General features: G+C 60.0%; 21 protein-coding genes, 4 tRNA genes and 1 pseudogene. 9 read left to right on the top strand and 17 right to left on the bottom strand.

The features are described 5' to 3' along the window. Positions 1-326: 326 nt before the first annotated feature. Positions 327-1,067 carry an FKBP-type peptidyl-prolyl cis-trans isomerase gene (locus AACY44_RS02050; protein WP_339414626.1) on the bottom strand — a complete coding sequence of 247 codons (741 nt, stop codon included), beginning with the start codon at positions 1,065-1,067 and terminating at the stop codon, positions 327-329. Between the two features lie 258 nt (positions 1,068-1,325). Between AACY44_RS02050 and AACY44_RS02045 the strand changes: the two genes are divergently transcribed. Beyond that, on the top strand, positions 1,326-3,134 hold the full coding sequence (locus tag AACY44_RS02045; RefSeq protein WP_339529711.1) for a di-heme-cytochrome C peroxidase: 1,809 nt from the start codon (positions 1,326-1,328) through the stop codon (positions 3,132-3,134). After that, positions 3,131-4,297, top strand: a complete 1,167-nt coding sequence (locus tag AACY44_RS02040; RefSeq protein ID WP_339414628.1) for a catalase family protein — start codon at positions 3,131-3,133, stop codon at positions 4,295-4,297. The genes AACY44_RS02045 and AACY44_RS02040 overlap by 4 nt, the downstream gene beginning before the upstream one ends. Before the next feature lie 235 nt (positions 4,298-4,532). Here AACY44_RS02040 and AACY44_RS02035 read toward each other — a convergent pair whose 3' ends face one another. The 5 genes from AACY44_RS02035 to AACY44_RS02015 all read right to left on the bottom strand — a co-directional run bounded on the left by AACY44_RS02035 (position 4,533) and on the right by AACY44_RS02015 (position 9,646). Continuing rightward, positions 4,533-5,468 (bottom strand): LysR substrate-binding domain-containing protein, encoded by a 936-nt coding sequence (locus AACY44_RS02035; RefSeq protein ID WP_339529709.1) that lies wholly within the window; start codon positions 5,466-5,468, stop codon positions 4,533-4,535. An 83-nt stretch (positions 5,469-5,551) separates the two neighbouring features. Further along, entirely contained in the window at positions 5,552-7,561 is a 2,010-nt protein-coding gene (locus AACY44_RS02030) for a CocE/NonD family hydrolase (protein ID WP_339529707.1), read from the bottom strand. Positions 7,562-7,588: 27 nt separating this feature from the next. Further along, positions 7,589-9,172, bottom strand: a complete 1,584-nt coding sequence (locus AACY44_RS02025; protein ID WP_339427803.1) for a BCCT family transporter — start codon at positions 9,170-9,172, stop codon at positions 7,589-7,591. Between the two features lie 302 nt (positions 9,173-9,474). After that, a tRNA-Asp gene (locus tag AACY44_RS02020) sits at positions 9,475-9,551 on the bottom strand. Positions 9,552-9,570: 19 nt separating this feature from the next. After that, positions 9,571-9,646 (bottom strand) — tRNA-Val (locus AACY44_RS02015). A gap of 324 nt (positions 9,647-9,970) precedes the next feature. Here AACY44_RS02015 and AACY44_RS02010 point away from each other — a divergent pair. Further along, positions 9,971-10,195: pseudogene (locus tag AACY44_RS02010) on the top strand (hypothetical protein); the annotation flags it as partial. Positions 10,196-10,331: 136 nt separating this feature from the next. Here the strand turns inward: AACY44_RS02010 and AACY44_RS02005 are convergent. Beyond that, positions 10,332-10,408 (bottom strand) — tRNA-Asp (locus tag AACY44_RS02005). 19 nt (positions 10,409-10,427) lie between these two features. Beyond that, positions 10,428-10,503: transfer RNA gene (locus tag AACY44_RS02000), tRNA-Val, on the bottom strand. 159 nt (positions 10,504-10,662) lie between these two features. On the opposite strand from AACY44_RS02000, the gene rdgC reads away from it, so the two are divergent. The 3 genes from rdgC to sugE all read left to right on the top strand — a co-directional run bounded on the left by rdgC (position 10,663) and on the right by sugE (position 13,136). After that, on the top strand, positions 10,663-11,583 hold the full coding sequence (gene rdgC / locus AACY44_RS01995; protein ID WP_034103031.1) for a recombination-associated protein RdgC: 921 nt from the start codon (positions 10,663-10,665) through the stop codon (positions 11,581-11,583). A gap of 166 nt (positions 11,584-11,749) precedes the next feature. Further along, positions 11,750-12,715 (top strand): bile acid:sodium symporter family protein, encoded by a 966-nt coding sequence (locus AACY44_RS01990; RefSeq protein ID WP_339414632.1) that lies wholly within the window; start codon positions 11,750-11,752, stop codon positions 12,713-12,715. Positions 12,716-12,821: 106 nt separating this feature from the next. Next, positions 12,822-13,136 (top strand): quaternary ammonium compound efflux SMR transporter SugE, encoded by a 315-nt coding sequence (gene sugE / locus AACY44_RS01985; RefSeq protein WP_010211634.1) that lies wholly within the window; start codon positions 12,822-12,824, stop codon positions 13,134-13,136. A gap of 118 nt (positions 13,137-13,254) precedes the next feature. Here the strand turns inward: sugE and AACY44_RS01980 are convergent, their stop codons facing one another. From AACY44_RS01980 to AACY44_RS01965, 4 genes are all read right to left on the bottom strand, one after another. Then, positions 13,255-15,129 carry an MFS transporter gene (locus tag AACY44_RS01980; protein WP_339414633.1) on the bottom strand — a complete coding sequence of 625 codons (1,875 nt, stop codon included), beginning with the start codon at positions 15,127-15,129 and terminating at the stop codon, positions 13,255-13,257. Between the two features lie 58 nt (positions 15,130-15,187). Continuing rightward, on the bottom strand, positions 15,188-16,336 hold the full coding sequence (locus AACY44_RS01975) for a TDT family transporter (RefSeq protein WP_339414634.1): 1,149 nt from the start codon (positions 16,334-16,336) through the stop codon (positions 15,188-15,190). 106 nt (positions 16,337-16,442) lie between these two features. Beyond that, positions 16,443-16,754, bottom strand: a complete 312-nt coding sequence (locus tag AACY44_RS01970; RefSeq protein WP_028615765.1) for a cupin domain-containing protein — start codon at positions 16,752-16,754, stop codon at positions 16,443-16,445. Between the two features lie 43 nt (positions 16,755-16,797). Then, positions 16,798-17,991 carry an MFS transporter gene (locus AACY44_RS01965; RefSeq protein ID WP_339414636.1) on the bottom strand — a complete coding sequence of 398 codons (1,194 nt, stop codon included), beginning with the start codon at positions 17,989-17,991 and terminating at the stop codon, positions 16,798-16,800. Between the two features lie 91 nt (positions 17,992-18,082). Between AACY44_RS01965 and AACY44_RS01960 the strand changes: the two genes are divergently transcribed. Beyond that, entirely contained in the window at positions 18,083-18,622 is a 540-nt protein-coding gene (locus AACY44_RS01960; RefSeq protein ID WP_339427801.1) for a TetR/AcrR family transcriptional regulator, read from the top strand. A 69-nt stretch (positions 18,623-18,691) separates the two neighbouring features. On the opposite strand, the gene AACY44_RS01955 is transcribed toward AACY44_RS01960, so the two are convergent. The 4 genes from AACY44_RS01955 to AACY44_RS01940 form a co-directional block, all read right to left on the bottom strand. After that, a complete protein-coding gene (locus tag AACY44_RS01955; RefSeq protein WP_339427800.1) occupies positions 18,692-19,471 on the bottom strand; it encodes an ABC transporter permease in 780 nt (259 codons plus the stop codon). Beyond that, the gene (locus AACY44_RS01950) at positions 19,468-20,400 is read right to left on the bottom strand and encodes an ABC transporter ATP-binding protein (protein ID WP_049709188.1); all 933 of its coding nucleotides are present in this window, start codon (positions 20,398-20,400) and stop codon (positions 19,468-19,470) included. Before AACY44_RS01950 ends, AACY44_RS01955 begins: the two co-directional genes overlap by 4 nt. Positions 20,401-20,536: 136 nt before the next feature. Next, on the bottom strand, positions 20,537-21,154 hold the full coding sequence (locus AACY44_RS01945) for a glutathione S-transferase family protein (protein ID WP_339414639.1): 618 nt from the start codon (positions 21,152-21,154) through the stop codon (positions 20,537-20,539). Between the two features lie 57 nt (positions 21,155-21,211). Continuing rightward, on the bottom strand, positions 21,212-21,871 hold the full coding sequence (locus AACY44_RS01940; protein WP_339414640.1) for a transglutaminase-like domain-containing protein: 660 nt from the start codon (positions 21,869-21,871) through the stop codon (positions 21,212-21,214). A gap of 158 nt (positions 21,872-22,029) precedes the next feature. Here AACY44_RS01940 and AACY44_RS01935 point away from each other — a divergent pair, with 158 nt between their 5' ends. Beyond that, positions 22,030-24,477 carry an acyl-CoA dehydrogenase gene (locus AACY44_RS01935; protein ID WP_339414641.1) on the top strand — a complete coding sequence of 816 codons (2,448 nt, stop codon included), beginning with the start codon at positions 22,030-22,032 and terminating at the stop codon, positions 24,475-24,477. A gap of 75 nt (positions 24,478-24,552) precedes the next feature. Further along, the gene (locus AACY44_RS01930; RefSeq protein WP_339414642.1) at positions 24,553-24,960 is read left to right on the top strand and encodes a PA2817 family protein; all 408 of its coding nucleotides are present in this window, start codon (positions 24,553-24,555) and stop codon (positions 24,958-24,960) included. Positions 24,961-25,051: 91 nt separating this feature from the next. Here the strand turns inward: AACY44_RS01930 and AACY44_RS01925 are convergent, their stop codons facing one another. Beyond that, a complete protein-coding gene (locus AACY44_RS01925; RefSeq protein WP_339427799.1) occupies positions 25,052-25,984 on the bottom strand; it encodes a LysR family transcriptional regulator in 933 nt (310 codons plus the stop codon). Positions 25,985-26,021 lie beyond the last annotated feature (37 nt).

The raw sequence follows: 26,021 nt of genomic DNA, 5'->3' as shown, positions 1-26,021 counted from the left end.
AAAGGTTATCCACACAAATTGTGGATAACCTTGTGAACAGAGCCTGTTTTATCGGCTGAAAGCCACGACTTACAAGGCTTTCAGTCAGATCGGGCGTTTTTTGCGCACATTAAAAAAACCCAAGATTTCATTGACTTGGTGTTGCTGTGCGGCTAGCCATGCTCGGGTTTTATATCAGACTGTTGCCAGGTGTGGACGTTCGTTTGGATTTGCACAGCCTGTGGACATGGGCCCGCTCACTACAAGATCGTGTAGATACCCGAAACTGCAGCCCCCGGAAACAACAACGCCCCGTCGAGACGGGGCGTTGTGTGTTCAGGCGCCTATTACTTCTTGGCGGCTGGTGCTGCTGGGGTTGCAGGGGCTTCAGCCTTGGCTGGGTCCTTGATGCCCAGCAGTTCCAGGTCGAATACCAGCACGGAGTTGGCTGGAATCGCTGGGCTCGGGCTCTGGGCGCCGTAGGCCAGGTCGGACGGGATGTACAGCTCGACCTTCTCGCCAACGTGCATCAGTTGCAGGCCTTCGACCCAACCTGGGATCACGCCGCTGACTGGCAGGTCAATCGGGCTACCGCGATCCACGGAGCTGTCAAAGGTAGTGCCGTTGGTGAGCTTGCCGGTGTAGTGCACAGTCACCACGTCAGTCGGCTTAGGCTGTGCGCCATCGGCTTTCTTGATGATCTTGTACTGCAGACCGGAAGCGGTGGTGACGACGCCGTCTTTCTTGGCGTTGTCTTCGAGGAATTTCTTGCCGGCGGTTGCCGATTCTTCACTCATTTTGGTCATGCGTTCTTCAGCACGTTTTTGCAGTGCGGCAAACGCTTCAACCAGCTCGTCGTCTTTGAGCTTCTGCTCTTTTTTGCCGACGGCATCTTCAATGCCTTGGGCTACTGCTTTGGAATCCAGGTCATCCATGCCTTCCTGAGCAAGGCTCTTGCCCATGTTCAGGCCGATGCCGTAGGAAGCTTTCTGCGCCGGGGTTTTCAGCTCTACGCTGGTCTGCGAATCACAACCCGCAAGTACCAGGCTAACCAGGGCCACCGCCGCCGCCAACCGATGCTGTTTCATGCTATTTCCTTGTTCATGCGCCAAAAGGGCATTCGAATAAAGTCGCGAGCTTATCAGGCGGCCACGACCAATGGCTACCGGCATGTGAGCAGGAAACTTCTGATAAGTTCACGTCTTTAAAAGCATTTTCATTCATGATGGGGCCCCACGAAGGATCGTGGGACCGCCGACTACCAGGCTCATGGCCACTTGCCGCACTTGTGGCGTAGTGGCATAACAACACGACTCCTCGACAAGACCGAGACAAGGATAGCTATCTTGCGCATTTTTTCCCGTGTATTACTGCTGACATTCACGATTCTGGTCCTATTACTGGCCGTGGTGCTCTATTACACCGTCAACCCCAAGCTGCCGGAATACGTGCCCGTGGAGCAGGTGCACTATCAGGACCAATGGAGTGCCGCCGACCGCCAGACTTATTACTTCACGCCCCAAGGCACTCAAGTAAAAGGCCTGCACTACGACTGGTTCACCGCCCTGGAACTGCCGTTTTCCGAGCGCCGTTTTGCCACGCCGGATTACCTCGCGCGCTTCGGTTTCCTGGTCGATCCCAAACAGCTGCCGACCGCGCAAAACCCCGGCAATCTGCCGGTAGGTTTCGCCCGACACAAGAACGCCGGCAGCAACGTCGAGTACCTGGATATCACCTGTGCCGCCTGCCACACCGGCGAGTTGCACTTCAAAAACCAGGCGCTACGCGTCGACGGCGGTTCCGCCCAGCACGTGCTGCCATCCAGTGTGCCAACCTTGCGCGGCGGCAGTTTCGGCCAAGCCCTGGTCGCCAGCCTTGCGGCTACCTACTACAACCCATGGAAGTTCGAGCGCTTCGCCCGCCAAGTGCTGGGAAATCGCTATGACGCTGAGCACAAACAACTGCGCGAGGACTTCAAGCAGTCCCTGAACAAGTTTCTCAAAGTGGCCTGGAACGACACTCACCGTGGTCTCTACCCCACCGAAGAAGGCCCCGGCCGCACGGACGCCTTTGGCCGTATCGCCAACGCCAGCTTTGGCGACGCGATTTCCCCGGACAATTATCGCGTCGCCAATGCACCGGTGGACTACCCACAACTCTGGGATATCTGGACATTCGACTGGGTGCAATGGAACGGCTCGGCCCAGCAACCCATGGCGCGCAATATCGGTGAAGCCCTGGGCGTAGGCGCGACCCTGACCTTTTTCGACGCCGCCGGCCAGCCGCTCCAGGGCGATGCGCGCTACCCGTCCAGCGTCCGCGTGCGCGACCTCAACCTGATCGAAGAAACCCTGCAACGCCTCAAGCCACCAACCTGGCCCGAGGACCTGTTCGGCGCCGTCGACAAACCGCTCGCAGCCCAAGGCCGCACACTGTTCGCCGAGCACTGCGCCGGCTGCCACGTGCCCAACGTCACCCAGGAAAACGGGCGGCCGGTGCAGCAGCTTAAAATGCTGCCCGTGGACTACATCGGTACCGACCCCGGCACCGCCAGCAACATTGCCGACCAGCGCTACGACCTCAGCGCCCTGCAATGGGACCCCGCGGAACTGGCCACGCTGAACGTCGAACTGCACCCCGCGCCGACCGAGCCACTGGACCTGAAAAAAATGTCCGTGGCCAAGGGCCTGGCCTACGTTACCGCCTTCGTCGAAGAGCATGCCTACCGCGCCGCCGGCGTGACGCCGGCCGAGCGCCCGCGCCTGGACGGTTACGGCCTGCCCATCGGCGTACGCGAGTTGCGCGCCTACAAGGCGCGGCCACTGGCTGGCGTCTGGGCGACGCCGCCGTTCCTGCATAACGGTTCGGTGCCGACGCTCTACCAGTTGCTCTCGCCCCAGGACGAGCGCAGCACCACGTTCTATAAAGGCACTTTCGACTACGACCCGCGCCATCTCGGTTTTGAAACCGGCGCGTTCAAGAATGCCTTCCTGTTCGATACCAAAATCACCGGCAACCACAACAGCGGCCACGAATTCCGTGCCGGCAGTCGTGGCAATGGCGTGATCGGCCGTGGCCTGCTACCGCAGGAACGCTGGGCGCTGCTGGAATACCTTAAAGTGCTGGGCGGCCCGCTGGAGCAACAACTGCCATGATGATTCGATCCCCTTACGACCGACCTTCCCTGCTCGGCCGCCTCTGGCTGCGCATCGGCGCATTTCTCGGCAAAACCTTGCTGTGGCTGGTGGGCCTCGGCCTACTCGGTTGGCTGGCGGCGACCGCCTGGTACGCCTGGCAACACAGCGGCCCGGTGTCACCAAATGAGCAAATCCCAGCGGGCGAAGCGGCGATGACCCAAGGCATCATCCAGACGGCGGTGCGCATCGTCGACCAACACCGCGAAGGCACGCGCTACCTGCGTGATGCCCACGCCAAGGCCCACGGTTGCGTGAAAGCCGAAGTCAGCGTGCTCGCCGATCTCGACCCGGCACTGCGCCAGGGCGTGTTCGCCGAACCGGGCAAGACCTGGCAGGCGATGATGCGGTTGTCCAACGGCAACGCTTACCCGCAGTTCGACAGCATCCGTGATGCCCGCGGCATGGCGCTCAAGTTACTGGATGTGCCGGGCAAGCAGCTGCTGGCCGACCAGCAGACGCGCACGGAACAAGACTTCGTAATGTTCAGCCACCCGAACTTCTTTGTCAGCGATGTGGCGGAGTACGCGCAGAACATCGGCGCGCAGGCGGACGGCAAGAAGGTGCTGGCGTTCTTCCCCAAGGCCGACCCGCGCAGCTGGCAAGTGCGTCACTTGTTCATCGCCCTGGCGACCCTCGCACCCGCACCGGCCAGCCCGACGCAGACTACGTACTTTTCAGTTTCGCCCTACAAGTTCGGCACGGCCAACGCCAAATTCCGCGTCGCGCCCGACCCGCAAAACTGCCCGGAGTATCAACTGCCGAAACAAAACCAGGACCTGCCAAATTTCCTACGCAGCGCCTTGAGCCAGCAGTTGTCCACCGACCGCGTGCCCGCGTGTTTCGTGCTGCAGATCCAGCGCCAGAACCCGCAGAAATTCATGCCGATCGAAGACACCAGCATCGAATGGAAAGAAAGCGATGCGCCGTATGAAACCGTGGCGAAGGTGCATATCCCGGCGCAGGATTTCGACACGCCCGAGCAGAACCTGGCGTGCGACAACCAGTCCTTCAACCCCTGGTTCGGCGTAGCGGAGCACCGCCCCATCGGCGGTATCAACCGTTTGCGCAAAGCCGTGTATGAAGCGGTCAGCGATTACCGCCACAGCCGCAACGCGCCATAAAGAATGCGTAACAATGGACCCGACGGTGTAAGGATTGCGTCGGGTCTATTGAGCCATTTTCACCCCGCCTCTACCGTGAGCACCTACCCCATCACCCGCAGGAAATCACCGTGGAAGGCTCAACCCTCGGCATGATCGTACTCACCCTGATCGCCGTGTTCGGCACCGCGTCTTTTTGCTTCGAACACCTGGCGACGCGCCAGATCAAAAACAAAAAACCAGTCAGCACTGACCTTCAGTCAGGGAGCCCAGCCTCTGCGGTACGGGCCCGCAACCACTGACGAAAACTGCGCACCGCCGCGGGTGGATTGCGATGATGCGGCTGCATCAGGTGCAAGCGACCGCGACTGTGCATGCTGTGGGGCAAGGCCATTTGCAGGCGCCCGGAGTCGAGGTCGCTTTCCAGCAAGCGCTTCCACCCCAGGGCGACGCCGTGGCCCATCACCGCCGATTGCATCAACAGTTGATAGCTGTTGGTGCGCAAGGCATGGCGCGGCGAGTAGTAATCGGCGCCCGCGTCAGCAAACCAGTCGGCCCAAGTCAGCCAGTCGTGGTGGTGGTCTTCCACGATCAGAAAGGTGTGAGCGTGCAACAGGTGATGCAGGTCGCGAATCGGGCCATGGCGCTCAAGGTAACCGGGGCTGCACACGGCGATGACCTGCTCGCTGTCGAACACCGGCGACAGCTCAAGGCCGTGGGGCGCGGCCAGTTCATCCAAGTGATAGAACAAGCCCAGGTCATATTCGCTGACATCCAGATGGCTGGGGCTTTCGCTGCACAGGATGCGGATATCCAGGTCCGGATGGTCGCGCTGGAACTGCGGCAACAGACCGGCCAGCCAGATAGAGCTGATGGTGGGCGTACTGGCCAGGGTCAACTGGCGATCGGCACCGCGCCTGCGCAACTCGGCGGACTCGCGGTCAAGCTCGCGCAACAGGCGTTGGACAGTTCGAAAATAACGCACCCCGGCGGGTGTCAGGCTCAAGCCCTGGGCCAGCCGATAAAACAGCGGGCGGGCCAGGTCTTCTTCGAGGCGTTTGACCTGGCGGCTGACCGCGCTCTGGGTCAGGTTCAATTCATGGGCGGCCTGGGTAAAGCTCAAATGGCGGGCCGCCGCTTCAAAGGTCTGCAAGCAATTGAGGGGAGGAAGATCGACGTTACGGCGCGACATGAGCAAGTCCATTGGCAATGACGGGCCCAGGTTACCCCAGGCCCGCAGAGATCACGTTGGCGAGCATCCTGCCAGTTGCCTGCTCAGAGTGCGACCCTGGCCACGCGTTTACTCCATTGCCGACGGTGTTCCAACTGGCCGTTTTCCCAGGCGGTCTGCTCCGCTTCGATGTAGAACCACTCGGCGTCGGCGTGCACGCTCAATTGGCTTTCCACCTCCACGGCCCACTGGTCGCGGCCGACTCGGTAGTGCCATTCGATATCGGCCCGCGTCGACAGCGGATCCCAGGGCAAAGTGCGGTATTGCTCAGTGCAACGCTGGTCCACCGACAAGCCGTGGTCGGTAAACCGCACTGAACCCAAGTCATCTTCGATTTTCACGGAGACTTCGCCACTGCCCACGTCTTCGATCAAGGTGCGTTTCGGCGCAGCGGCGCGTAGGACGTCCATCGCCACCGGCGTAGCCGACTGTGGCGCTTCGAACGGGCAGTCCACCGCCTCGCCTTTGAATATCGGCAGTTGCAGGCTTTGCAGACTCGGCAGCAACGTCAGAGTGGTCAGCTCACGGCTCGGCCACAGTAACGGGAAACTCGCGGTACTAAGGGCAAGACGCAAACGGTAGCCGACGGGCAGGCGCATGCCGATGTGGTCGAGGTTTAACTGCACGTCCATGGGCTCACCGGGGACTACAGGTGTTACCTGGGAAAAATCCTCACGCAGTGTGAGATTGAGTACCCCGTAACTGATCTGCGTGACTTGCCCGTCCGGCGCTATCGCATTCAGCCGGGCGACCAATTGACCACAGGCGGTGTCACTTGCCAGGCGCAACTTAAGACGTGCATCGCCGAGCAACGACAGCGGCTCGGTCAGCACCTGGGAGTCGAAGCACAGCGAGTGGGCGTCATCACGACGTTGATCCGTCGGTCCATCGGGGCCAAACCAGATGGCGCAGTATTCGCCTTGGTGCAGGCCGGTGGTCAGCGGCGAGCAGATGCTGCGCGGCGCCGCCAATGGCAGTGAGCCTGCACTCAGGCCCTGTTCGCCGAGACTGAAATCCGCCCATTGCACCTGCGGATCCGGCCAGCCGGAGGTCTGCACCCAGATCCCCGGCCGCTCGGCATAACTGCCCTTCGGCGGCAGAATATCCTGTAGGTAAAAGGTGCAAGACGCGTCATCCATTACCCCGTTATTGATGCCCTTGAGCCAATGATCCCACCAGCGCTTGGCCTCTTGCAGGAAGCCGATGGCCGGGTTGGGCACGGCGAAATGCGGGTACTTGTGGATCCAAGGTCCGATCATGGCTTTCTTCGGGCCTGGTAGGTTTTGCATCAGGCGCGAAACGGTGTTGCGGTAGGCATCGCCCCAGCCACCCACCGCATACACGGCCGCCTTGATCTTCGAATAGTCCTCGCACACCGAGCCATGGCGCCAATAGTCATCGCGGGTCTGGTGTTGCAGCCAGGTTTGCGCCAGCAACGGCATGGCGTCCAAGCGTTGGTGCCAGAGGTGTTTCCAGTCGTCGCCCACCAGCAAAGGATCCGGCACCGCGGCGCTGAAGTTGAGCATGGTGGCGGCCCAGCCGAAGTTCTCCATCAACAGATTGCCGCCCTTGTAATGGATGTCGTCGGCAAAGCGATCATCGGTGGAGCACAGGGTAATGATCGCCTTCAACGCCTCGGGCTGGCGTGCCGCGACTTGCAGCCCGTTGAAGCCGCCCCAGGAGATGCCCATCATGCCGACATTACCGTCGCACCAGGGTTGATGGCACAGCCAGTCGATCACTTCGAGGGCGTCTTCCTGTTCCTGAAGCAGGTATTCATCGGCCATCAAACCTTGGGATTCACCGTTGCCCCGCATATCCACCCGCACACATACATAGCCCTGCCCCGCCATCCACGGGTGGGTCAGCGCATCGCGTACGGCGGTGCCGTCGCGTTTGCGGTACGGCAGGTATTCCAGGATCGCCGGGAAGGTTTGCAGGCCGCCGACTTCCGGTAACCAGATGCGGGCCGCCAGTTGGGTGCCGTCCTTCAAGGGGATCAGGCAGTGCTCGATTTCGCGCACGGTGTAAGCAAATTCAGTGACGATTTCCATCAGTAACTCCTACAGCGGTTCAATCGATCAGCGGGCGAAATCCGGCACCGGGCTGGCGCCACGCGATTGCATTTCGGGGGTCCGCTGAAGGCGTTTCACATCCAGCAACGCGGGATTTTTCAACCAGAAAATCAGCGAGGTACTGGCCAACAACACCAGGATCATCCCGGGCAAACCGCCGAGGTTGGAGAGCATCTTCACCCCGTCGATGCCCACAAACGCGACCATGACCCACGACACCGTGCCGATAATCAGGCCCCAGACGATCTTCAGCAGCGGGTTGCCGTCGAGATCGGAGTCCGCGGTCACGCCTTTGCTGCACAGGTTGGCGATCACATCGGTGCTGGAGTCCGCCGCCGTGACAAACGAGATGAACGCTACTAACAGCAGGAACGCGATCATCAGGCCGCTGGCCGGCAATTGCTGGAACATCTGGTACAGCACGTGCTCCACGCCCTGCTCGTTCAGCACACGGTTGAGGCTGCCGTCGCCGAGGGCATCGAAGTACAGGCTGGTGCCGGAGAAAATGCAGATCCATATCGCCGTGAACAGCGCCGGGTAGAGCATGTTGATATGGATGAATTCGCGCACGGTATAGCCACGGCCAATCTTGCCAAGGAACAGCGCGCTCACCGGCGCCCAGGCAAACCACACCGACCAGTAGAACACCGTCCAGCTCTGCGGCCAGGTGTCGCCACTCGCGGCGCCAGTGAACAGGCTGCGGCTGAAGAAGGTGTCGAGGTACACGCCAAGGGACTCGACGCCGAGGCTGAACATGTACAAGGTCGGCCCGCACAGCAGCACAAACAATCCCAGCCCCAGCATGATCCAGGTGTTGAACGAGGACAGCATCACAATGCCTTTCTGCAGGCCGCTGGCGGCCGAGGCGACAAAGGTGATGACGATGATCGCAACGATGATGGCCAGGCGGAACGGCGTGGTTTCACCGCCGATATATTGGGCCAGGCCACCGGCCAGGGTCAGCGCGCCAGTGCCCAGGGATGAGGCCATGCCCGCCACCAGGGCGAACATCGCCAGGGTGTCGATCAGCCCGGCGTAGCGCTTGACCCGCGCTGCGCCCAGCAGCGGCTCGAGCATGGCGCCAATGGAGAAGTTGCTGCGACGGTTATAGAACACCAGCGCAAACACCAGCGAGGGCACCAGGTAAATGGCGTAGGGGGTGATGGTCCAGTGCAGGAACATCGTCGACATGGCAAAGGTCTTCGCCGCCGAACTGCCCGCTTCGATCGGCAGGCTGGTGGGTGGGCCATACAGGTGATAGAGCGGTTCGGCGGTGGTCCAGAACAGCACGCCCACTGCGAGCGTGGTGCACAGCGCCACCATGAACCAGCGCCATTTGCGCAGCAATGGCTGGGCGTCTTCGCCGCCGATACGCACCTTGCCCAACGCGGAGAAGTAGACGATCGCCGTCAGCACCACCATGGCAAACGAGCCGGCACTGAACAGCCATGAGAAGTTTTTCAGGATTAGGTTATTGAGCTGTTTGCTGATCGCCAGGAAGGCATTCAAGTCGACATAGCTGGCGATCACCGCCGCCAGCAGGATCAGGAACGTTGGCCAGAACACCAACGGACGCAGTGGATACTTCATAGAGAGCCATTCCCCTTGCAGACTATTCTTATCTTAGAGAGCGGGCACCGCAGCATCCTGCTGCCGTGACTCGCCTGGAAGTCTTCGCGTAGCTATAGATAAACGTTTAAGCGGCCAGGGACGCAATCAACCAATCTGCATAGGGGTATTCCTTCACGTCATGGCGCACCAGCACAGTTCAGGGCGACATGCAGTGCACAACGGCGAAGCGTAAGGCGGATAAATCGCAGACGAAAAAAAGCCCGCTCAATGAGCGGGCTTCTTGTGGTGACCTGGCGTTCAGCGTTCCAGGTGACCGAATATGGCGCAGCGGACGGGACTCGAACCCGCGACCCCCGGCGTGACAGGCCGGTATTCTAACCGACTGAACTACCGCTGCGCGTAACACTTGAAGCGAATGGTGGGTGATGACGGGATCGAACCGCCGACATTCTGCTTGTAAGGCAGACGCTCTCCCAGCTGAGCTAATCACCCTTCACTTTCGGTGTGGGCGGCATCATACACCAAAAATTCGCAATGTCTTGATTTAAATGCACTTTATTTTTGATTTTTTCCAGAGCCCGGCGAAACCCCGTAAAAACGGGCTTCTGCTCGCGCAAATACGAGTCTATTGGGTTTACCGGGCGCTTAACCGCACAATTAAAAATTATTCTCAATAACGCCTGAGCCACGCTTATGTCTGTGGGTGAACTGCCCTTCCAAAGGGAAATCACCCAGCTCTGCAGCGAGCATCATGCCTGGCTGCTCACCTGGCTGTGGCGCAAGCTCGACTGCCGCCAAAGTGCCGCTGACCTGGCGCAGGACATCTATAACTCTCCCCATGGCGGCGATGAAGAGCTCTCCCAGGACGCCAATTGGCTGGTCGACCTGATGACCCAATATCAGGTCAGCAAAAACCTGTCGGCGACGCTGAACGTCAACAATATCTTCGACAAGTCTTACTACACCAACATCGGCTTCCATAACTCCGCCGCTTACGGTGAGCCACGCAATTTCATGGTGATCACACACTGGAATTTCTGATCCCCCAATAAAAAACGCCGCCGACCATCGGAAATGATCGGCGGCGTTTTTTTTGCAAAGCCCAGACAGCAAAAAGCCCGCTCAATGAGCGGGCTTCCTGTGGTACCTGGCGTTCAGCGTTCCAGATAACCGAATATGGCGCAGCGGACGGGACTCGAACCCGCGACCCCCGGCGTGACAGGCCGGTATTCTAACCGACTGAACTACCGCTGCGCGTAACACATGAAGCGAATGGTGGGTGATGACGGGATCGAACCGCCGACATTCTGCTTGTAAGGCAGACGCTCTCCCAGCTGAGCTAATCACCCTTCGTTTCGGTGTGGCGCGCATTCTACGGAGCGGCCCTAGGTCTGGCAAGCACTTTCTTAAATCTTTTTTTTGATAGCTTCCAATGGCTTAGGCAGGGTTGGCCTGGGACGTTATCAAGAGAATAATGCCCCCCTTTGTATAAAGGAGAGACTCGCCCCATGTGGTTCAAGAACCTGCTTATCTATCGCCTGACCCAAGATCTGCCTGTTGATGCCGAGGCGTTGGAAGCGGCCATGGCCACCAAACTGGCGCGCCCTTGTGCCAGCCAGGAGTTGACCACTTACGGTTTCGTCGCGCCTTTTGGTAAAGGTGAAGACGCTCCCCTGGTTCACGTCAGCGGTGACTTCCTACTGATCGCCGCGCGCAAGGAAGAACGCATCCTGCCGGGCAGCGTGGTGCGTGACGCACTGAAAGAGAAAGTCGAAGAGATCGAGGCCGAGCAAATGCGCAAGGTCTATAAGAAGGAACGCGACCAGATCAAGGATGAAATCATCCAGGCCTTCCTGCCGCGCGCCTTTATTCGTCGCTCGTCGACCTTTGCCGCGATCGCGCCGAAACAGGGCCTGATCCTGGTCAACTCCGCCAGCCCCAAGCGCGCCGAGGACTTGCTGTCCACACTGCGTGAAGTGATCGGCACCCTGCCGGTTCGCCCGCTGACGGTAAAAACCGCACCAACCGCGATCATGACCGACTGGGTCACCACCCAGAAGCCGGCGGATGATTTCTTCGTGCTCGACGAGTGCGAACTGCGCGACACCCATGAAGACGGCGGCATTGTGCGCTGCAAGCGCCAGGACCTGACCGGTGAAGAGATCCAGCTGCACCTGACCACCGGCAAAGTCGTGACCCAACTGTCGCTGGCCTGGCAAGACAAGCTCTCCTTCATGCTCGACGACAAGATGACGGTCAAGCGCCTGAAGTTCGAAGACCTGCTGCAAGACCAGGCGGAACAGGATGGCGGTGAAGAAGCCCTGGGCCAACTGGATGCGAGTTTTACCCTGATGATGCTGACGTTTGGTGACTTCATCCCTGCGCTGGTCGAAGCACTCGGCGGTGAAGAGACCCCACAGGGTATCTAAAAGCTAATTAGATCTTATGTGGGCACGGTCAGTGTGGGAGCCGGGCTTGCCCGCGATGCAGGCACCTCGGTCTTCAGTTGAATCGAGTTGATGCTATCGCAGGCAAGCCAGCTCCCACATTTGATCGAGTTGCCACCTCCAGCACTCTAATAACAAGGACACCCCCATGCGCGCACTCGCCGTCTTGAGCCGCTTCGTTGGCAATACCTTCGCCTACTGGGTGTTGATTTTCGCCGTCGTCGCCTTCCTCGAACCCGGCTGGTTCATCGGACTGAAAAGCGCCATCGTCCCGTTGCTGGGTCTGGTGATGTTCGGCATGGGATTGACCCTCAAGATTGATGACTTCGCCGAAGTCGCCCGCCATCCGTGGCGCGTGGCATTGGGCGTGGTCGCACACTTCGTCATCATGCCGGGCGTGGCTTGGTTGCTGTGCCAGGCCTTCCACCTGCCGCCGGAAATTGCCGTTGGCGTGATCCTGGTCGGCTGCTGCCCAAGCGGCACCTCCTCCAACGTGATGACCTGGCTGGCCCGCGGCGACCTGGCGCTGTCGGTCGCCATCGCCGCCGTCACCACCCTTCTCGCCCCGCTGTTTACGCCGGCGTTGATCTGGCTGCTGGCGTCGGCCTGGCTGCCGGTGTCGTTCATGGAGTTGTTCTGGTCGATCCTGCAAGTGGTGCTGCTGCCGATCGTGCTCGGCCTACTGGCGCAGCGCGTGCTCGGTGATCGGGTACGCCACGCGGTGGATGTGTTGCCACTGGTGTCGGTGGTGAGCATCGTGATCATCGTCGCGGCGGTGGTTGCCGCCAGCCAGGCGAAGATCGCCGAGTCGGGCCTGTTGATCATGGTTGTGGTGATGCTGCACAACAGCTTCGGTTACTTGCTGGGCTACTTCACTGGCCGCGTGTTCAAGTTGCCATTGGCGCAGCGCAAGTCGCTGGCGCTGGAAGTGGGCATGCAGAACTCCGGGCTGGGTGCCGCATTGGCCAGCGCGCATTTCTCGCCCTTGGCGGCGGTGCCGAGTGCGTTGTTCAGCGTCTGGCACAATATTTCCGGGGCGTTGCTCTCGACTTACTTGCGCCGCATGAGCGAGAAGGAAGACCGTCGCGCCTTGGAGAACACGCCGCAAACTTGATCAGTCGATCACTTTTGGGCACTCTTACGAGCTTCGCGGGGACGACCCCGTGACGCTTTCAAGCGCCTAATCCGGGGACGACCCCACCTAGCGTTAGGAGGTCATCATGTCCTGGATCATTCTGTTTTTTGCGGGCCTGTTTGAAGTTGGCTGGGCCGTCGGCCTGAAATACACCGACGGTTTCAGCAAGCCGCTGCCCACTGCCCTAACGATTGCCGCCATGGCCGTAAGCCTTGGCCTGCTGGGGCTGGCGATGAAGGAACTGCCCCTGGGCACCGCCTACGCGATCTGGACCGGAGTCGGTGCCGTGGGCACCGTGATCGCCGGGATTATCCTGTTTGGGGAATCCATGGCGCTGTTCCGCTTGGCCAGTGTCGCGCTGATCATTTGCGGGCTTATTGGCCTGAAGATCAGTACTTAAGCCACTACCGCAATCGCGGCGATGCGGCGACCCGACAAGTCCGCTCCCACATTTGGATTTGTAGATACGCTCAGATGTGGGGGCTTGCCTGCGATGAGGGCCTTGAAGCCAGAAAAAACTACCTGACACTCCCCCGCAACACCCCCACCCTTTCCTGCAACTGCGCAGGCGTCGCGGCCTCTACCGTCACCGGCTCACCCGCCACCAACACCACCCGCGACCAGACCCGATGAAACAACCCTTTGTTCGGATCGCGGCTGAAAAAACTCCCCCACAACCCCTGCAACGCCATCGGAATCACTGGCACCTGCGTCTCCTCCAGGATGCGCGTCACGCCACCGCGAAACTCGTTCATCTCGCCATCGGCGGTCAACTTGCCCTCCGGGAAAATGCACACCAACTCCCCGTCCTTCAGATACTGCGCAATCCGCGTGAAGGCCTTTTCATAGATTTGGATGTCTTCGTGACGCCCGGCAATCGGAATCGCCCCGGCCGTGCGGAAGATAAAGTTCAGCACCGGCAAGCGGTAGATCTTGTAGTACATGACAAAGCGAATCGGCCGACGCACCGCGCCGCCGATCAGCAGCGCATCGACAAATGAAACGTGGTTGCACACCAGCAGCGCCGCGCCTTCGTCCGGGATCGCTTCCAGGTTGCGATGCTCCACGCGGTACATGGAATGGCTGAGCAGCCAGATCATGAAACGCATGGTGAACTCGGGGACGATCTTGAAGATGTAGGTGTTAACCGCGATGTTGAGCAGCGACACCACCAGGAACAATTCGGGAATCGACAGCTTGGCCACGCTCAGCAGCAGGATCGACACAATCGCCGAGACCACCATGAACAGTGCGTTAAGAATGTTGTTGGCAGCGATGACCCGCGCACGCTCGTTCTCGGCGGTGCGCGACTGGATCAACGCGTACAGCGGCACGATATAGAAGCCGCCGAACACGCCCAGGCCGAGGATATCGAACAACACCCACCAGGCTTGGCCGTAACTGAGCACCGCGAGCCAATCGTTGGCCTGCACGTTCTGCGGGAAGCCGCCGGAATGCCACCACAGCAACAGGCCGAACACGGTCAGGCCGAATGAGCCGAACGGCACCAGGCCGATTTCCACCTTACGCCCGGAGAGTTTTTCGCAAAGCATCGAGCCGAGGGCGATCCCCACAGAGAACACCGTGAGGATCAACGTGACCACGGTTTCGTCGCCGTACAGCCATTCCTTGGCGTACGCCGGGATCTGCGTCAGGTAAATCGCGCCAACAAACCAGAACCACGAGTTACCCACGATTGAGCGCGAAACGGCCGGCGTCTGCCCCAGTCCCAGGCGCAAGGTGGCCCAGGATTCACTGAAAATGTTCCAGTTCAGGCGCAACGCTGGGGTCGACGCCGCCGCCCGCGGAATACTGCGGCTGGCCAGGTAACCCAATACCGCCACACCGACGATCGCCACGGCTACCACCGGTGCGTAATGGGTGGACGACATCATTATTCCAGCGCCGATGGTACCGGCCAGGATCGCCAGGAACGTGCCCATTTCCACCAGGCCGTTGCCACCTACCAGCTCATCGTCGTGCAGGGCCTGGGGCATGATCGAGTATTTCACCGGACCGAACAGCGCCGAGTGGGTGCCCATGGCAAACAGCGCCAGCAGCATCAATTCCAGGTGGTTGGTCAGGAAGCCCGTCGCGCCCACGGCCATGATCACAATCTCGCCGATCTTGATCGCGCGGATCAATGCGTCCTTGTTGAACTTCTCGCCAAACTGCCCGGCCAGCGCCGAAAACAGGAAGAACGGCAGGATGAACAGCAAGGCACAGAGGTTGACCCAAATGGACCGGTCACCGTCGATGGTGAGCTTGTAGAGAATGGCCAGGATCAGCGATTGCTTGAAGATATTGTCGTTGAACGCACCCAGCAACTGGGTGATGAAAAACGGCAGGAAACGCCGTGTGCGCAGCAAGGTGAATTGCGAGGGGTGGCTCATCGTCCGTGTTCCTGCGTGGCCTGTTATCGATTCAGGCCACGACTTTACCTAATCCGGCTTACTTATTCGCTAGTCCTGCAATGCATGGCGAAACAAAAAGCTCACCTTTATAGGCGCCCTGCACCGTGCGTTTAGCGACGATCAGCCACATCAGCGTCAACGCCACCACCAACAGACAGCCGAATACACTAAAGAACCCCAGGTGCAGCAGGCTCGCCAACTTCAGTGTGGACAAGGCGTAAACCCCCAAGGGAAAAGTGAAGCCCCACCAACCCAGGTTGAACGGGATACCGGCGCGCAGGTAGCGCAGGGTAATCAGTACGGCGATCAGCATCCACCAAAGGCCAAAGCCCCACAGTGTAATGCCTGCCACCAGCCCGAGGCCGTTAGCCATTTCACCGACACCCGGCAAGCCATTGGCCGCGAAGATCGCCGGCGCATCTCCCCCCAGCAACAACATGCCCAAGGCACCGGTGCCGATGGGGCCTAGCGCCAGCCAGCTCGACGCGGCCATATTGGCGTGGGGCAATTTATGCAGGGCCATGCGCAGCATCAGGATGGTCAGGATGCTGAACGCCACCGGCAGGGAAAACGCCCACAGCACGTAGCTGGTCACCAGCATCACCAGTTGCGAATGGGCGTCCGCCAGGTGCGGGGCCAGCAGGCCACCGCTGGCGGCGGCGACTTCGGCGGCAACCACGGGCAGCAGCCAAACGGCAGTCATCTGGTCGATGCTGTGTTCCTGGCGGGTGAACATCATGAACGGGATAAGCACGCCGCAGGCCAAGGCCATCGCGACATCCAGCCACCACAGCGCTTCAGCCAGCGGGATCACGTCGCTGCCCCAACGCGGCAGGCCGAACAGCAGCAAGCCATTGAGAATGGTCGCGAGCCCCATGGGGATAGTGCCGAAGAACATCGACACCGTGGAGTGCCCGAAAATCCGCCGCGCCTCGTGGAAAAACATCACCCAGCGGGCTGCGTACAACACGCTGAACAACACGAACAGGCCGACGGTGAACAACCACAGCGCTTCGGCGATGGCGTACAAACCTGGCAGGTTGACCGGCAACTGCGCCAGCGCCAGCGCCAGCACGCCCGTGCCCATGGTCGCGGCAAACCAGTTGGGGGTGAACTGGCGAATCACTTCCCGAGGACGGGTCAGGTAACTGAAGGGTTTATAACTGATGGTATTCGAGCAGGTCATGATGGCAATCCTCTTCCTCACATGAGGTTGAGACCATGATAGAACCTGATCGAATATCTATATAACGGGTAATATCTCTATCTGTTATCTACTTTGTAGATATGGCCTAAACGCTGCCTTCGCACTCGATCACCAGAATACGCGCCGGGCCTTGGGGATGGGCCACATGCTCGGTGCCGACACTGGCATAGAAGATATCCCCTACGCCCAACTCCGCCACCTGTTCGAAGCCGTTGTCGCGGTAGTGCATCTGCACGCGGCCATCCAGCACCACGAACACTTCCTCGCCGTCATTGATGTGCCAGCGATACGGCTGGTCAGTCCAGTGCAGGCGCGTGGTGATGCCGTTCATATTGGCGATATCCAGCGCCTCCCAGGCGCGACTGCCGGTGAAGTCCTTGCTGCGGATGATCTTCATGCTTGAATCTCGGTCGGGCGATACGAGAGGCGATTATTACCTATCAGCCGCGTGTCGTCGCCTTGGCGCGCGCCGAATCCTGCAACAGCAGCCCGACCAGTGCGCCGAGGGACAGCAGGATGAGTACCGCGCCGTAACCATCGGTGGTGACGATCAAACCAAAGCTGCGAATCAGGTTGCCCGCCAGCAAAGACGGCAGGCAGAACGCCAGGTAACTCAGCACATAAAACGCCGACATTAAACCCGCACGCTCATGGGACAAGGCCAGCGGCACCACACTGCGCAGGGCACCGAGGAAGCCTGCGCCAAACCCACTGCCGGCGATCAGGGTGGCGATAAAAAACAAAGGCAGGCTGGCGCTGTGCACGGCCGTGAGGATCAGCGCCACACCGACTGCCAGCAAGCCGGCCCCAAGGCGTAGCACTTTGTCGGCCGGGCGATTGCGCAGCGTGAAGATCATCAATGCGCCGCTCAAAGTCAACACCGCCACCAGGCCGCCGCCGATCAGGTTGGAGGTCGAACCGGTGGCGGCCCGTACGAGTGACGGCGCCAGGGACAGGTAGAATCCGCCCATCGCCCACACCGCCACATCCACCGGCAGCGACAACCACAAGGCCCGGCGCGCTTGCGGCGGTACATGTAAGGTCGGACACAGCGAAGCCAGTGCGCCGGGGATACGGCTGACGGTTTCCGGCAGGCGCCATACGTACACGGCCTGCAACAGCATCAACACGAACAGCGTGCAGTAGATCAACTGGGTCGGCAGCGGCGCGAATTCCACCAGCAGACTGCTGCCCATCGCACCGCACGCCATGCCCAGCAGCGGCGCCACGCTGTTGACCAGTGGACCTTGCTGGCGATCCGTGTCGAGCAGTGCTGCGCCCAGCACGGCAGTGGCCATGCCCGTAGCAAAGCCCTGCAGCGTACGTGCGGCGATCAACCAGGCCACGCTGCCTTCATTGATAAACAGCAGCATCGCCAGCATGTTAAGGATCAATGCAGCGAAGATCACCGGCTTGCGCCCCAGGTGATCCGATAGTGAGCCGACGGTCAGCAGCGCCGCCAGGAGACTCAGCGCATAGACACCAAAGATCAGCGTGAGCATGCCTGCGGAAAAATGCAGGCCTTCCTGATACAGGTGGTACAACGGCGTCGGCGCACTGGAGGCGGCAAGAAACGTCAGCAAGGTGATCGCAAGGAACACCAGGCTGGAACGCTGAGAAATAAAGTTGGGCATGCGCACACTCCGCTAAAGCTAATACTTTGCTTTTGCGGAGTGTGCTACCAGGCTGGGCTTAAAGCAAATTCTTTGTGTTAAGGTTTTACACATGGCGATAAAAGAAGGCCTCCGCCCGGGGGGCCGCAGTGCCCGGGTACAAGAATCCGTCCATTCAGCCGTGCGTGAACTGCTCGAAGCCCATGAGCGCTCCAGCGTCACCGTGCCGATGATCGCTGCGCGCGCGGGGGTGACGCCGTCGACCATCTACCGGCGTTGGGGCGACCTTTCTGTGTTGCTGGCGGATGTGGCGTTAGCACGGATGCGCCCGGACAGCGAGCCGGCGAACACCGGCAGCCTGCGCGGCGATTTGCAGGCCTGGGCCGAGCAGTATCTGGATGAGATGAGTTCAGAGCCTGGGCGGAACATGATGCGTGATGTGCAGTGCATGATTACGCCAGGCTACTGCGTGAGCATCCTGAGCGGGCAGTTTCAGGCGATTGTCGATCGCTATCCGGACAGCAGCCCGCCGAGCGTGGATCACCTAATCAACCTGCTGGCGGCGCCAACGGTGTTTCGTATTCTATTCTCGACCTCGCCGCTGACGGTTGAACAGCTGCATAGCCTGATCGAACTGGCACTGAAGGTCTGAAGCCCTTGCACAAAACCAAATGTGGGAGCGGGCCCGCCCCCACATTTTAGACCGCGTTTAGGTCCGCGCTTACGTACGCATCCCGCGCCCGCTCACCAGCAGCTTCGCGCAGCCCATATACAGCACCACGGTCGCCACCAACATGAACGTAATCGCCACGCTGATCTTGATATCCGACACACCCAAAATACCGTAGCGGAAGGCGTTGACCATGTGCAGCACCGGGTTGGCCAGCGATACGGTCTGCCAGAAAGGCGGCAGCAAGCTGATCGAGTAGAACACGCCACCGAGGTAGGTCAGCGGCGTCAGCACGAAGGTCGGAATGATCGAAATATCATCGAAGTTGCGTGCAAACACGGCGTTGATGAAACCCAGCAGCGAGAAGATCGTCGCCGTCAGGACCACCACCAGAATGGTGAGCCCGAGGTGATGCACTTGCAGGTGGGTGAAGAACAGCGACAACAAGGTCACGATCACGCCGACCATCAGGCCACGCAGCACACCACCGGCGGTGTAGCCGATCAGGATGGTGTGTGGCGACACCGGCGACACCATCAATTCTTCAATCGAGCGCTGGAACTTGCTGCCGAAGAAACTGGAGACCACGTTGCCGTAGGAGTTGGTGATCACCGACATCATGATCAGGCCCGGCACGATGTATTCCATATAGGTGAAACCACCCATGTCACCGATCTGCCGGCCGATCAGATTACCGAAGATCACGAAGTACAGGACCATGGTGATCGCCGGCGGCAGCAAGGTCTGCGGCCAGATCCGGGTAAAGCGCTTCACTTCGCGATAGACGATGGTTTGCAGCGCGACGAGGTTGGGTTGCAGTTCGGAACTCATACCGCCACCTTCGCCAGATTTTTCTCCACCAGGGACACGAACAACTCCTCAAGGCGATTGGTTTTATTACGCAGGCTCAGCACTTCGATGTTCTGGGTCGCCAACTGCGTAAACAGCGCGGTGATGCCCATGGCTTTGTCCACCTGCACTTCCAGGGTGTGGCTGTCCAGCAGACGACTTGGGTAGCCCATCAGTTGCGGCGCCACCGACAGGTTATTTTTCAGGTCGAGCAAAAAGGTTTCCACGTGCAACTGGCCCAGCAGGTTACGCATGCTGGTGTTCTCGACGATGGTGCCATGGTCGATGATGCCGATGTTGCGGCACAACTGCTCAGCCTCCTCCAGGTAGTGGGTGGTGAGGATGATAGTGATGCCTTTCTCGTTCAACTCGGTGAGGAATGTCCACATCGAACGACGCAGCTCGATATCCACGCCAGCAGTGGGCTCATCAAGGATGAGAAGGCGCGGCTCATGCACCAGCGCGCGGGCGATCATCAGGCGGCGCTTCATGCCACCAGACAGCGAGCGTGAGGGCACATCGCGCTTGTCCCACAGGCCCAGTTGGGTCAGGTATTGCTCGGCGCGCTCCTTGGCGATTTTCGCCGGGATGCCGTAGTAGCCCGCCTGGGTCACGACGATATCGAAGGTCTTTTCAAACTGATTGAAGTTGAATTCCTGGGGCACCACGCCGATGGAACGCTTGAGCGCCGCCGGGGATTTGTCCAGGTCATGGCCGAAGATATTCACCGAGCCGCTGGTCTTGTTAACCAGGGTCGAGAGGATGCCGATGGTGGTGGATTTGCCGGCGCCGTTGGGGCCGAGCAAGGCGAAGAAGTCACCTTCGGCAACGTCCAGATCGATACCACTCAGGGCCTGGAAACCGTTGCCGTAGGTTTTGGTTAGCTGCCGGATGGACAGAGCGGAACTCATATCGGGATACGCACCAAAAGAAGGGAATAGAAAGAGTAGATGAGGGCGCAGCGCAGGTAGTTCAACCTGCGATGCATGGCAGGCATGGTGCTTGCACGCGCGGCACAAGTACAGTCACCTGTATTAATAGTCAGTATTAAGTCAACACGGTCATGACCGCTTTGCGGTAGGCCGGCCGTTGTTGCAGGCGCTGATACCAGGCCTCTAGATGGGGCATTTCAGGCCGTTCAATGGGCATTTCAAACCAGGCATAGATGAAGCTGCCCAAGGGGATATCGCCCATGCCGATCTCATTGCCCGACAGATACGGCTGCGCGGCGAGCGCCTCGTCAACGGTCTTGAGCACATCGATACAGGTTTGGCGCCCGGCGTGGATGCTGTCCCAGTTCTGTTTTTCGGCCGGGGTGCGCAGCACGCCCCAGAACACGATCTTGAAGGGTTCGGCGAAAGTGGAAGTGGTCCAGTCCATCCACTTCTCCGCGTTGGCGCGGGCTTTCAAGTCACTCGGGTACCAGTTGGACGCCTGTTTGGCGCAGAGGTAACGCACGATGGTGTTGGATTCCCACAGCACAAAGTCGCCGTCTTCGATCATCGGCACCCGACCGTTGGGGTTCAACGCTCGGTATTGCGGTGTGTCGACTACACCAAAAGCCCCGCCCGCATCAATTGCCTCATAGTCCAGGCCGAGCTCCTCGGCGCACCACAGCGCTTTCCTGACGTTTGATGAATTTTTACGACCCCAGATTTTCAGCATGACCGCGCCTTCATTGTTGATGAACATGGCTGGATGAACGCAGCAGCATACGCCGGTTCAGGCGCGGCTCAAATCGCTGTGCATATCGCCAAGCAGGGGCGGCATATCCTCGGCAAACAGATGCGGGTAACACTGCTGGATATGGGCGAAGAAAAACGCCTCGGGTACGTCAGGGAATTGCCCATGGTCGACCACGTACTCCATCGAACGCTGGCCCTGGCGGTTGAAAGCGTGGAAAACGCTGTCGTTGATCCCGTCGAAATCCAGCGGCGGCACGTCGAACACATCGCACAGTTGCCTGTTGAACGCGGGCGTGGCTTTGACCCAGCGATCATTTAGGTAAAGCTCGGTATAACCGTGCATGGCAAACACGTCACTTTTGAGCAAGGCGAGCAGGCGCGGGGTCGACAAGTGATTGCGCACGTCCGCCAGGCCGATGCGCGCCGGGATGCCGCAGTGGCGGGCACAGGCCGCGAGCAACGTGGCCTTGGGCACGCAGTAGCTTTCGCCGGTGGACAGGGCAAAGCTGGCATTTAATGTGTCTGGATCGCGACTGAAGGTGTAGGGGTTGTAGCGAATCGCCTCACGCACGGCGTAGTAAAGGCTGACTGCCTGGTCACTTAAATTCGCACGAGTTCCGCGATGTTTTTCGGCGAACTCCACCACCGCAGGGTGGTCACTATCGATGAAGCGGCTGGAACTCAGGTACGTATCCATGAGTGTTATCTCCGAAGGAAGCCTAGAGTCTAACCACAGGCCTGCCGTGGAGTTAACGACGAATCGGCCAAATCTCGTTACACCCTGATCACCCCGCTTGCTCGGATGCCGACTAAGCTCCCTGGTGGTTTCGCCCCTGGTTTCACGGAGGATTGAATATGCTGTTGTTGTGGATACTGGTGCTGGTGGTCGGCATTGCCTACCTCGCACACCGCCGCGTCGCCCCCCTGCCCGCCCTTGGCGTCGTCGCCGTGTACTTGCTGGCGATGGGCGCCTGGAGCCACGCACCGGGCTGGCTGTTGCTGATCTTCTGGGTGTTGATCGCGGTTGTGGCCGCGCCGCTGTTGCTACCCGATCTGCGCCGCCAATACTTCACCAAGCCGCTATTCAGCTGGTTCCAGAAAGTCCTGCCGCCGATGTCCGAAACCGAGCGCGACGCCATCGAAGCCGGCACGGTGTGGTGGGACGGCGAGCTGTTCAGTGGTCGCCCTGACTGGGACAAGTTGCTGGCCTATCCCAAGGTCCAACTGACCGAAGAAGAACAGGCCTTTATCGACGGCCCGACCGAAGAACTCTGCGCCATGGTCAGCGATTGGGAAATCGGCCAGGCCATGGACTTGCCGCCGGCTGCCTGGGAACACATCAAGACCCACGGCTTTTTCGCGCTGATCATTCCCAAGGAATATGGCGGCAAGGGCTTCTCGGCTTATGCCCACTCCCAAGTCGCGATGAAACTCGCCACCCGCAGCGGCGACCTTGCGTCCACCGTGATGGTGCCCAACTCCCTCGGCCCGGCCGAACTGCTGCTGCACTACGGCACCGACGAACAACGTAACCATTACCTGCCGCGCCTGGCCCGTGGCGATGACATCCCTTGCTTTGCGTTGACCGGCCCGCTGGCGGGTTCCGACGCTGGCGCCATGCCCGACACCGGCGTGATCTGCAAGGGTGAATGGGAAGGCAAGGAAACCCTCGGCCTGCGCTTGAACTGGGAAAAACGCTACATCACCCTCGGCCCGGTCGCGACCCTGCTGGGCCTGGCCTTCAAGGCCCATGACCCAGACCACCTGCTGGGTGAAGAAGAAGACCTGGGCATCAGCCTGGCGCTGATCCCGACCGACACCCCCGGCGTGGAAATCGGCCGCCGCCACCTCCCCCTCGGCGCCGCCTTCATGAACGGCCCCAACTCCGGCAAGGATGTGTTCATTCCCCTGGAGTACCTCATCGGCGGCCAGGAAATGCTCGGCAAGGGCTGGATGATGCTGATGAACTGCCTGTCGGTGGGCCGTTCGATTTCACTGCCCGCCGTCGGGACCGGCGCCGCCAAGTTCACCAGCCTGGTGACCGGCCAATATGCGCAGGTGCGCGAACAGTTCAACGTGCCATTGTCGGCCTTCGAAGGCATCCAGGAAGCCCTGGCCCGCATCGGTGGCAACGCCTGGCTGATGGACAGCGCGCGCATGCTGACCGCTAATGCCGTGGACCTGGGGGAGAAACCTTCGGTACTGTCGGCGATCCTCAAGTACCACCTCACCGAACGTGGCCGCGAGTGCATCAGCCACGCCATGGACGTGCACGGTGGCAAGGGCATCATCATGGGCCCGAACAACTACCTGGGCCGCAGCTGGCAAGGTGCGCCGATCTTCATCACCGTGGAAGGCGCGAATATCCTCTCGCGCAACCTGATGATCTTCGGCCAGGGCGCCATCCGTTGCCATCCGTTCGTGCTCAAGGAAATGGCCCTGGCCGGTCGCGAAGACCATGACCAGGCGCTGAAGGAATTCGACAGCCTGCTTATGCAACATATCGGTTTCGCCGTGAGCAACGCCGCCAGCACCCTGGTGCTGAACCTCGGCGTAGGTCATTTCGAGAAAGCGCCGGGCAACCGTTTGAGCCAGGGGTATTTCCGCGCATTGAACCGTCAGGCTGCCGCGTTCGCGCTGCTGGCCGACCTGAGCATGATGCTTCTGGGGGGCGAGCTGAAGCGCCGCGAACGCCTGTCGGCACGCCTGGGTGATGTACTGAGCCATATGTACCTGGCCTCGGCCGCACTCAAACGTTATCACGACCTCGATTCACCGGATCATCTGCAACCACTGTTCACCTGGGCCATGGAAGAGAGCCTCGGCGAGTCGGAGCGGGCATTGGATGAACTGCTGAGCAACTTCCCGAACAGGGTCCTGGGCTGCCTGCTGCGGGTGATCGTGTTCCCGTTCGGCCGTCGCCATACCGGTCCGTCCGATGCACTGGATGCCGAAGTGGCCGCGGTAATCGGCCGTGCCAAAGGCGACCCAACCCTGGAAGAACTGCTCGCTGGCTGCTACCGCCCGCAATCTGCGGAAGACCCAGTGGGCGCCCTGCAGCATGCCTACGACCTGCTCGGCGCGAGCCATCCACTGCAGAAAAAACTGCACACTGCGTTAAAAAGCGGCCAGGTCAAACCGGCTGCCGGGGAACATGCCATCGACGCCGCGCTGCACGCCGGGGTATTGCAACCGGCCGAGGCGCAATCTTTGCGTGATGCCGAAGCGGCACGGCGCAAGGTCATCGACGTGGATGATTTCAGCAAGGAAGAGCTGACCCAAGCCGAAGGTAAAGTCCGCTGACCTCAGCGGTCATATAAATGCGGGCGTGAGAGCTATATACTCTCGCGCCCGTTTTTGCTTTAGAGGACTTATCTCGTGTCCAACATCGTTGCCGATCATCTCGTCTTGCTCGACCACTTGCGCAGCATCCTGGTTGCCGTCGGCGAAGCCGAGCAGGTGCCCGAGGAAAGCCATACGCTTTTTCTGGAGCGTTTTGACGAATTGCGCGCCCAGCTGCCGATTGATCCGATCGAAAGCCAGTACCTGGGCCAGGACCTGATGAGCCAAGTCATCCTGCGCTACCCACAAATTGCCCACTTGGTGCCGCGCGACCTGCTGTGGTTCTTTGGCGGTGACTGCCTGCACTTTATGCCAGACGAAGAACTGGACCTGTACCAGGCCCTGGAAGAACGTCGCTTCGAAGCCGAACAAAACGACGAGCCGTTCGACTGGAACCGGGAAAAACAGCTGCTGGCCATGCCGCAAGACCAGAGCAAGCACTGATTCCTGTGGGAGCTGGCTTGCCTGCGATGCAGGCAACTCGGTCTGCAGTTGAGCCGAGGTGATGCCATCGCAGGCTAGCCAGCTACCACATCTACCGACGACGCAGTGTCGGCTCCTTTGCCATACACTCCACCAGATAATCGATAAACACCCGCAACTTCGGCGGCAGATACCGCGTGGGTGAATGCAGCAACCACGCCTCGCCATGATAGGACGCAATAAAGTCCCACCCCGCCAACACATGCACCAACCGCCCCTCTTCCAAGGCATGGCGCGCCGTGAAATACGGCAAGCTGCCAATCCCTACATGCTGCAACACCGCATCCAAGCGCACACCGGTATGGTTCGCCGCATAACGCCCGCGCACGGGAACCGTCACTGCCTTGCCGGCCTGGCGGAATCTCCAGCGAGAATCCCCCGGCGTTTCCCCCAGATAGATGCAACTGTGCTCCAGCAAATCATGAGGATGGCCCGGCGTACCGTGATCGTCCAGGTACTGCGGTGTCGCGCACAACAAATGCTCGATAGGCAGTAACTGCCGGCCCACCAACCCCGGCGGTGGGCTGTCGGTGATGCGAATACTCAAGTCGATATTGTCATCAATCAGGTCCACCGGCCGGTCCTCGAGGATCAACTGCACATCTACCTTGGGATAACGCCGCAGGAACTCCGGCATGTGCGGGTGCACCACAAACCGCCCCACCGCCTTGGGCACGCTGACCCGCACCAGCCCTTCGGCTTCATGGGTGAACTGGCCGCTGATCTCCATCACCGAACGCGCCGCGCTGACCATTTCCTGGCAGCGCCTGAACACCTCTTCGCCACCCTCGCTCAAGCGCAATTTGCGTGTGGTACGTTGCAGCAACCGAGTCGCCAGGGCTCTCTCCAGGCGCGAGATGCTGCGGCTCACCGAGGAGGGTGAAGCGCCCATCTGCCGGGCGGCTTCGGAGAAGCTGCCGGCCTCCACCACATTGACGAAAATCGCCATTTCGCCCAGCAGCGGCAAAGGTAGATTGATGCTCATGGTGCACAGGTCCATTGACGATTCGGCGGATTATCAC

The organism is Pseudomonas sp. RA_15y_Pfl1_P11 (assembly GCF_963970975.1).
Taxonomy (GTDB): domain Bacteria; phylum Pseudomonadota; class Gammaproteobacteria; order Pseudomonadales; family Pseudomonadaceae; genus Aquipseudomonas; species Aquipseudomonas tritici.
The sequence above is the reverse complement of the archived record's forward strand: the minus strand, read 5'-3'. Positions and strand labels throughout refer to the sequence as shown.

Excerpts from the sequence above, each read along its gene's own strand:
- AACY44_RS02050 (WP_339414626.1), bottom strand. The coding sequence starts at position 1,067 with ATGAAACAGCATCGGTTGGCGGCGGCGGTGGCCCTGGTTAGCCTGGTA.
- AACY44_RS02040 (WP_339414628.1), top strand. The coding sequence starts at position 3,131 with ATGATGATTCGATCCCCTTACGACCGACCTTCCCTGCTCGGCCGCCTC.
- AACY44_RS02035 (WP_339529709.1), bottom strand. The coding sequence starts at position 5,468 with ATGTCGCGCCGTAACGTCGATCTTCCTCCCCTCAATTGCTTGCAGACC.
- AACY44_RS02030 (WP_339529707.1), bottom strand. The coding sequence starts at position 7,561 with ATGGAAATCGTCACTGAATTTGCTTACACCGTGCGCGAAATCGAGCAC.
- AACY44_RS02025 (WP_339427803.1), bottom strand. The coding sequence starts at position 9,172 with ATGAAGTATCCACTGCGTCCGTTGGTGTTCTGGCCAACGTTCCTGATC.
- rdgC (WP_034103031.1), top strand. The coding sequence starts at position 10,663 with ATGTGGTTCAAGAACCTGCTTATCTATCGCCTGACCCAAGATCTGCCT.
- AACY44_RS01990 (WP_339414632.1), top strand. The coding sequence starts at position 11,750 with ATGCGCGCACTCGCCGTCTTGAGCCGCTTCGTTGGCAATACCTTCGCC.
- sugE (WP_010211634.1), top strand. The coding sequence starts at position 12,822 with ATGTCCTGGATCATTCTGTTTTTTGCGGGCCTGTTTGAAGTTGGCTGG.
- AACY44_RS01980 (WP_339414633.1), bottom strand. The coding sequence starts at position 15,129 with ATGAGCCACCCCTCGCAATTCACCTTGCTGCGCACACGGCGTTTCCTG.
- AACY44_RS01975 (WP_339414634.1), bottom strand. The coding sequence starts at position 16,336 with ATGACCTGCTCGAATACCATCAGTTATAAACCCTTCAGTTACCTGACC.
- AACY44_RS01970 (WP_028615765.1), bottom strand. The coding sequence starts at position 16,754 with ATGAAGATCATCCGCAGCAAGGACTTCACCGGCAGTCGCGCCTGGGAG.
- AACY44_RS01965 (WP_339414636.1), bottom strand. The coding sequence starts at position 17,991 with ATGCCCAACTTTATTTCTCAGCGTTCCAGCCTGGTGTTCCTTGCGATC.
- AACY44_RS01960 (WP_339427801.1), top strand. The coding sequence starts at position 18,083 with ATGGCGATAAAAGAAGGCCTCCGCCCGGGGGGCCGCAGTGCCCGGGTA.
- AACY44_RS01955 (WP_339427800.1), bottom strand. The coding sequence starts at position 19,471 with ATGAGTTCCGAACTGCAACCCAACCTCGTCGCGCTGCAAACCATCGTC.
- AACY44_RS01950 (WP_049709188.1), bottom strand. The coding sequence starts at position 20,400 with ATGAGTTCCGCTCTGTCCATCCGGCAGCTAACCAAAACCTACGGCAAC.
- AACY44_RS01945 (WP_339414639.1), bottom strand. The coding sequence starts at position 21,154 with ATGCTGAAAATCTGGGGTCGTAAAAATTCATCAAACGTCAGGAAAGCG.
- AACY44_RS01940 (WP_339414640.1), bottom strand. The coding sequence starts at position 21,871 with ATGGATACGTACCTGAGTTCCAGCCGCTTCATCGATAGTGACCACCCT.
- AACY44_RS01935 (WP_339414641.1), top strand. The coding sequence starts at position 22,030 with ATGCTGTTGTTGTGGATACTGGTGCTGGTGGTCGGCATTGCCTACCTC.
- AACY44_RS01925 (WP_339427799.1), bottom strand. The coding sequence starts at position 25,984 with ATGAGCATCAATCTACCTTTGCCGCTGCTGGGCGAAATGGCGATTTTC.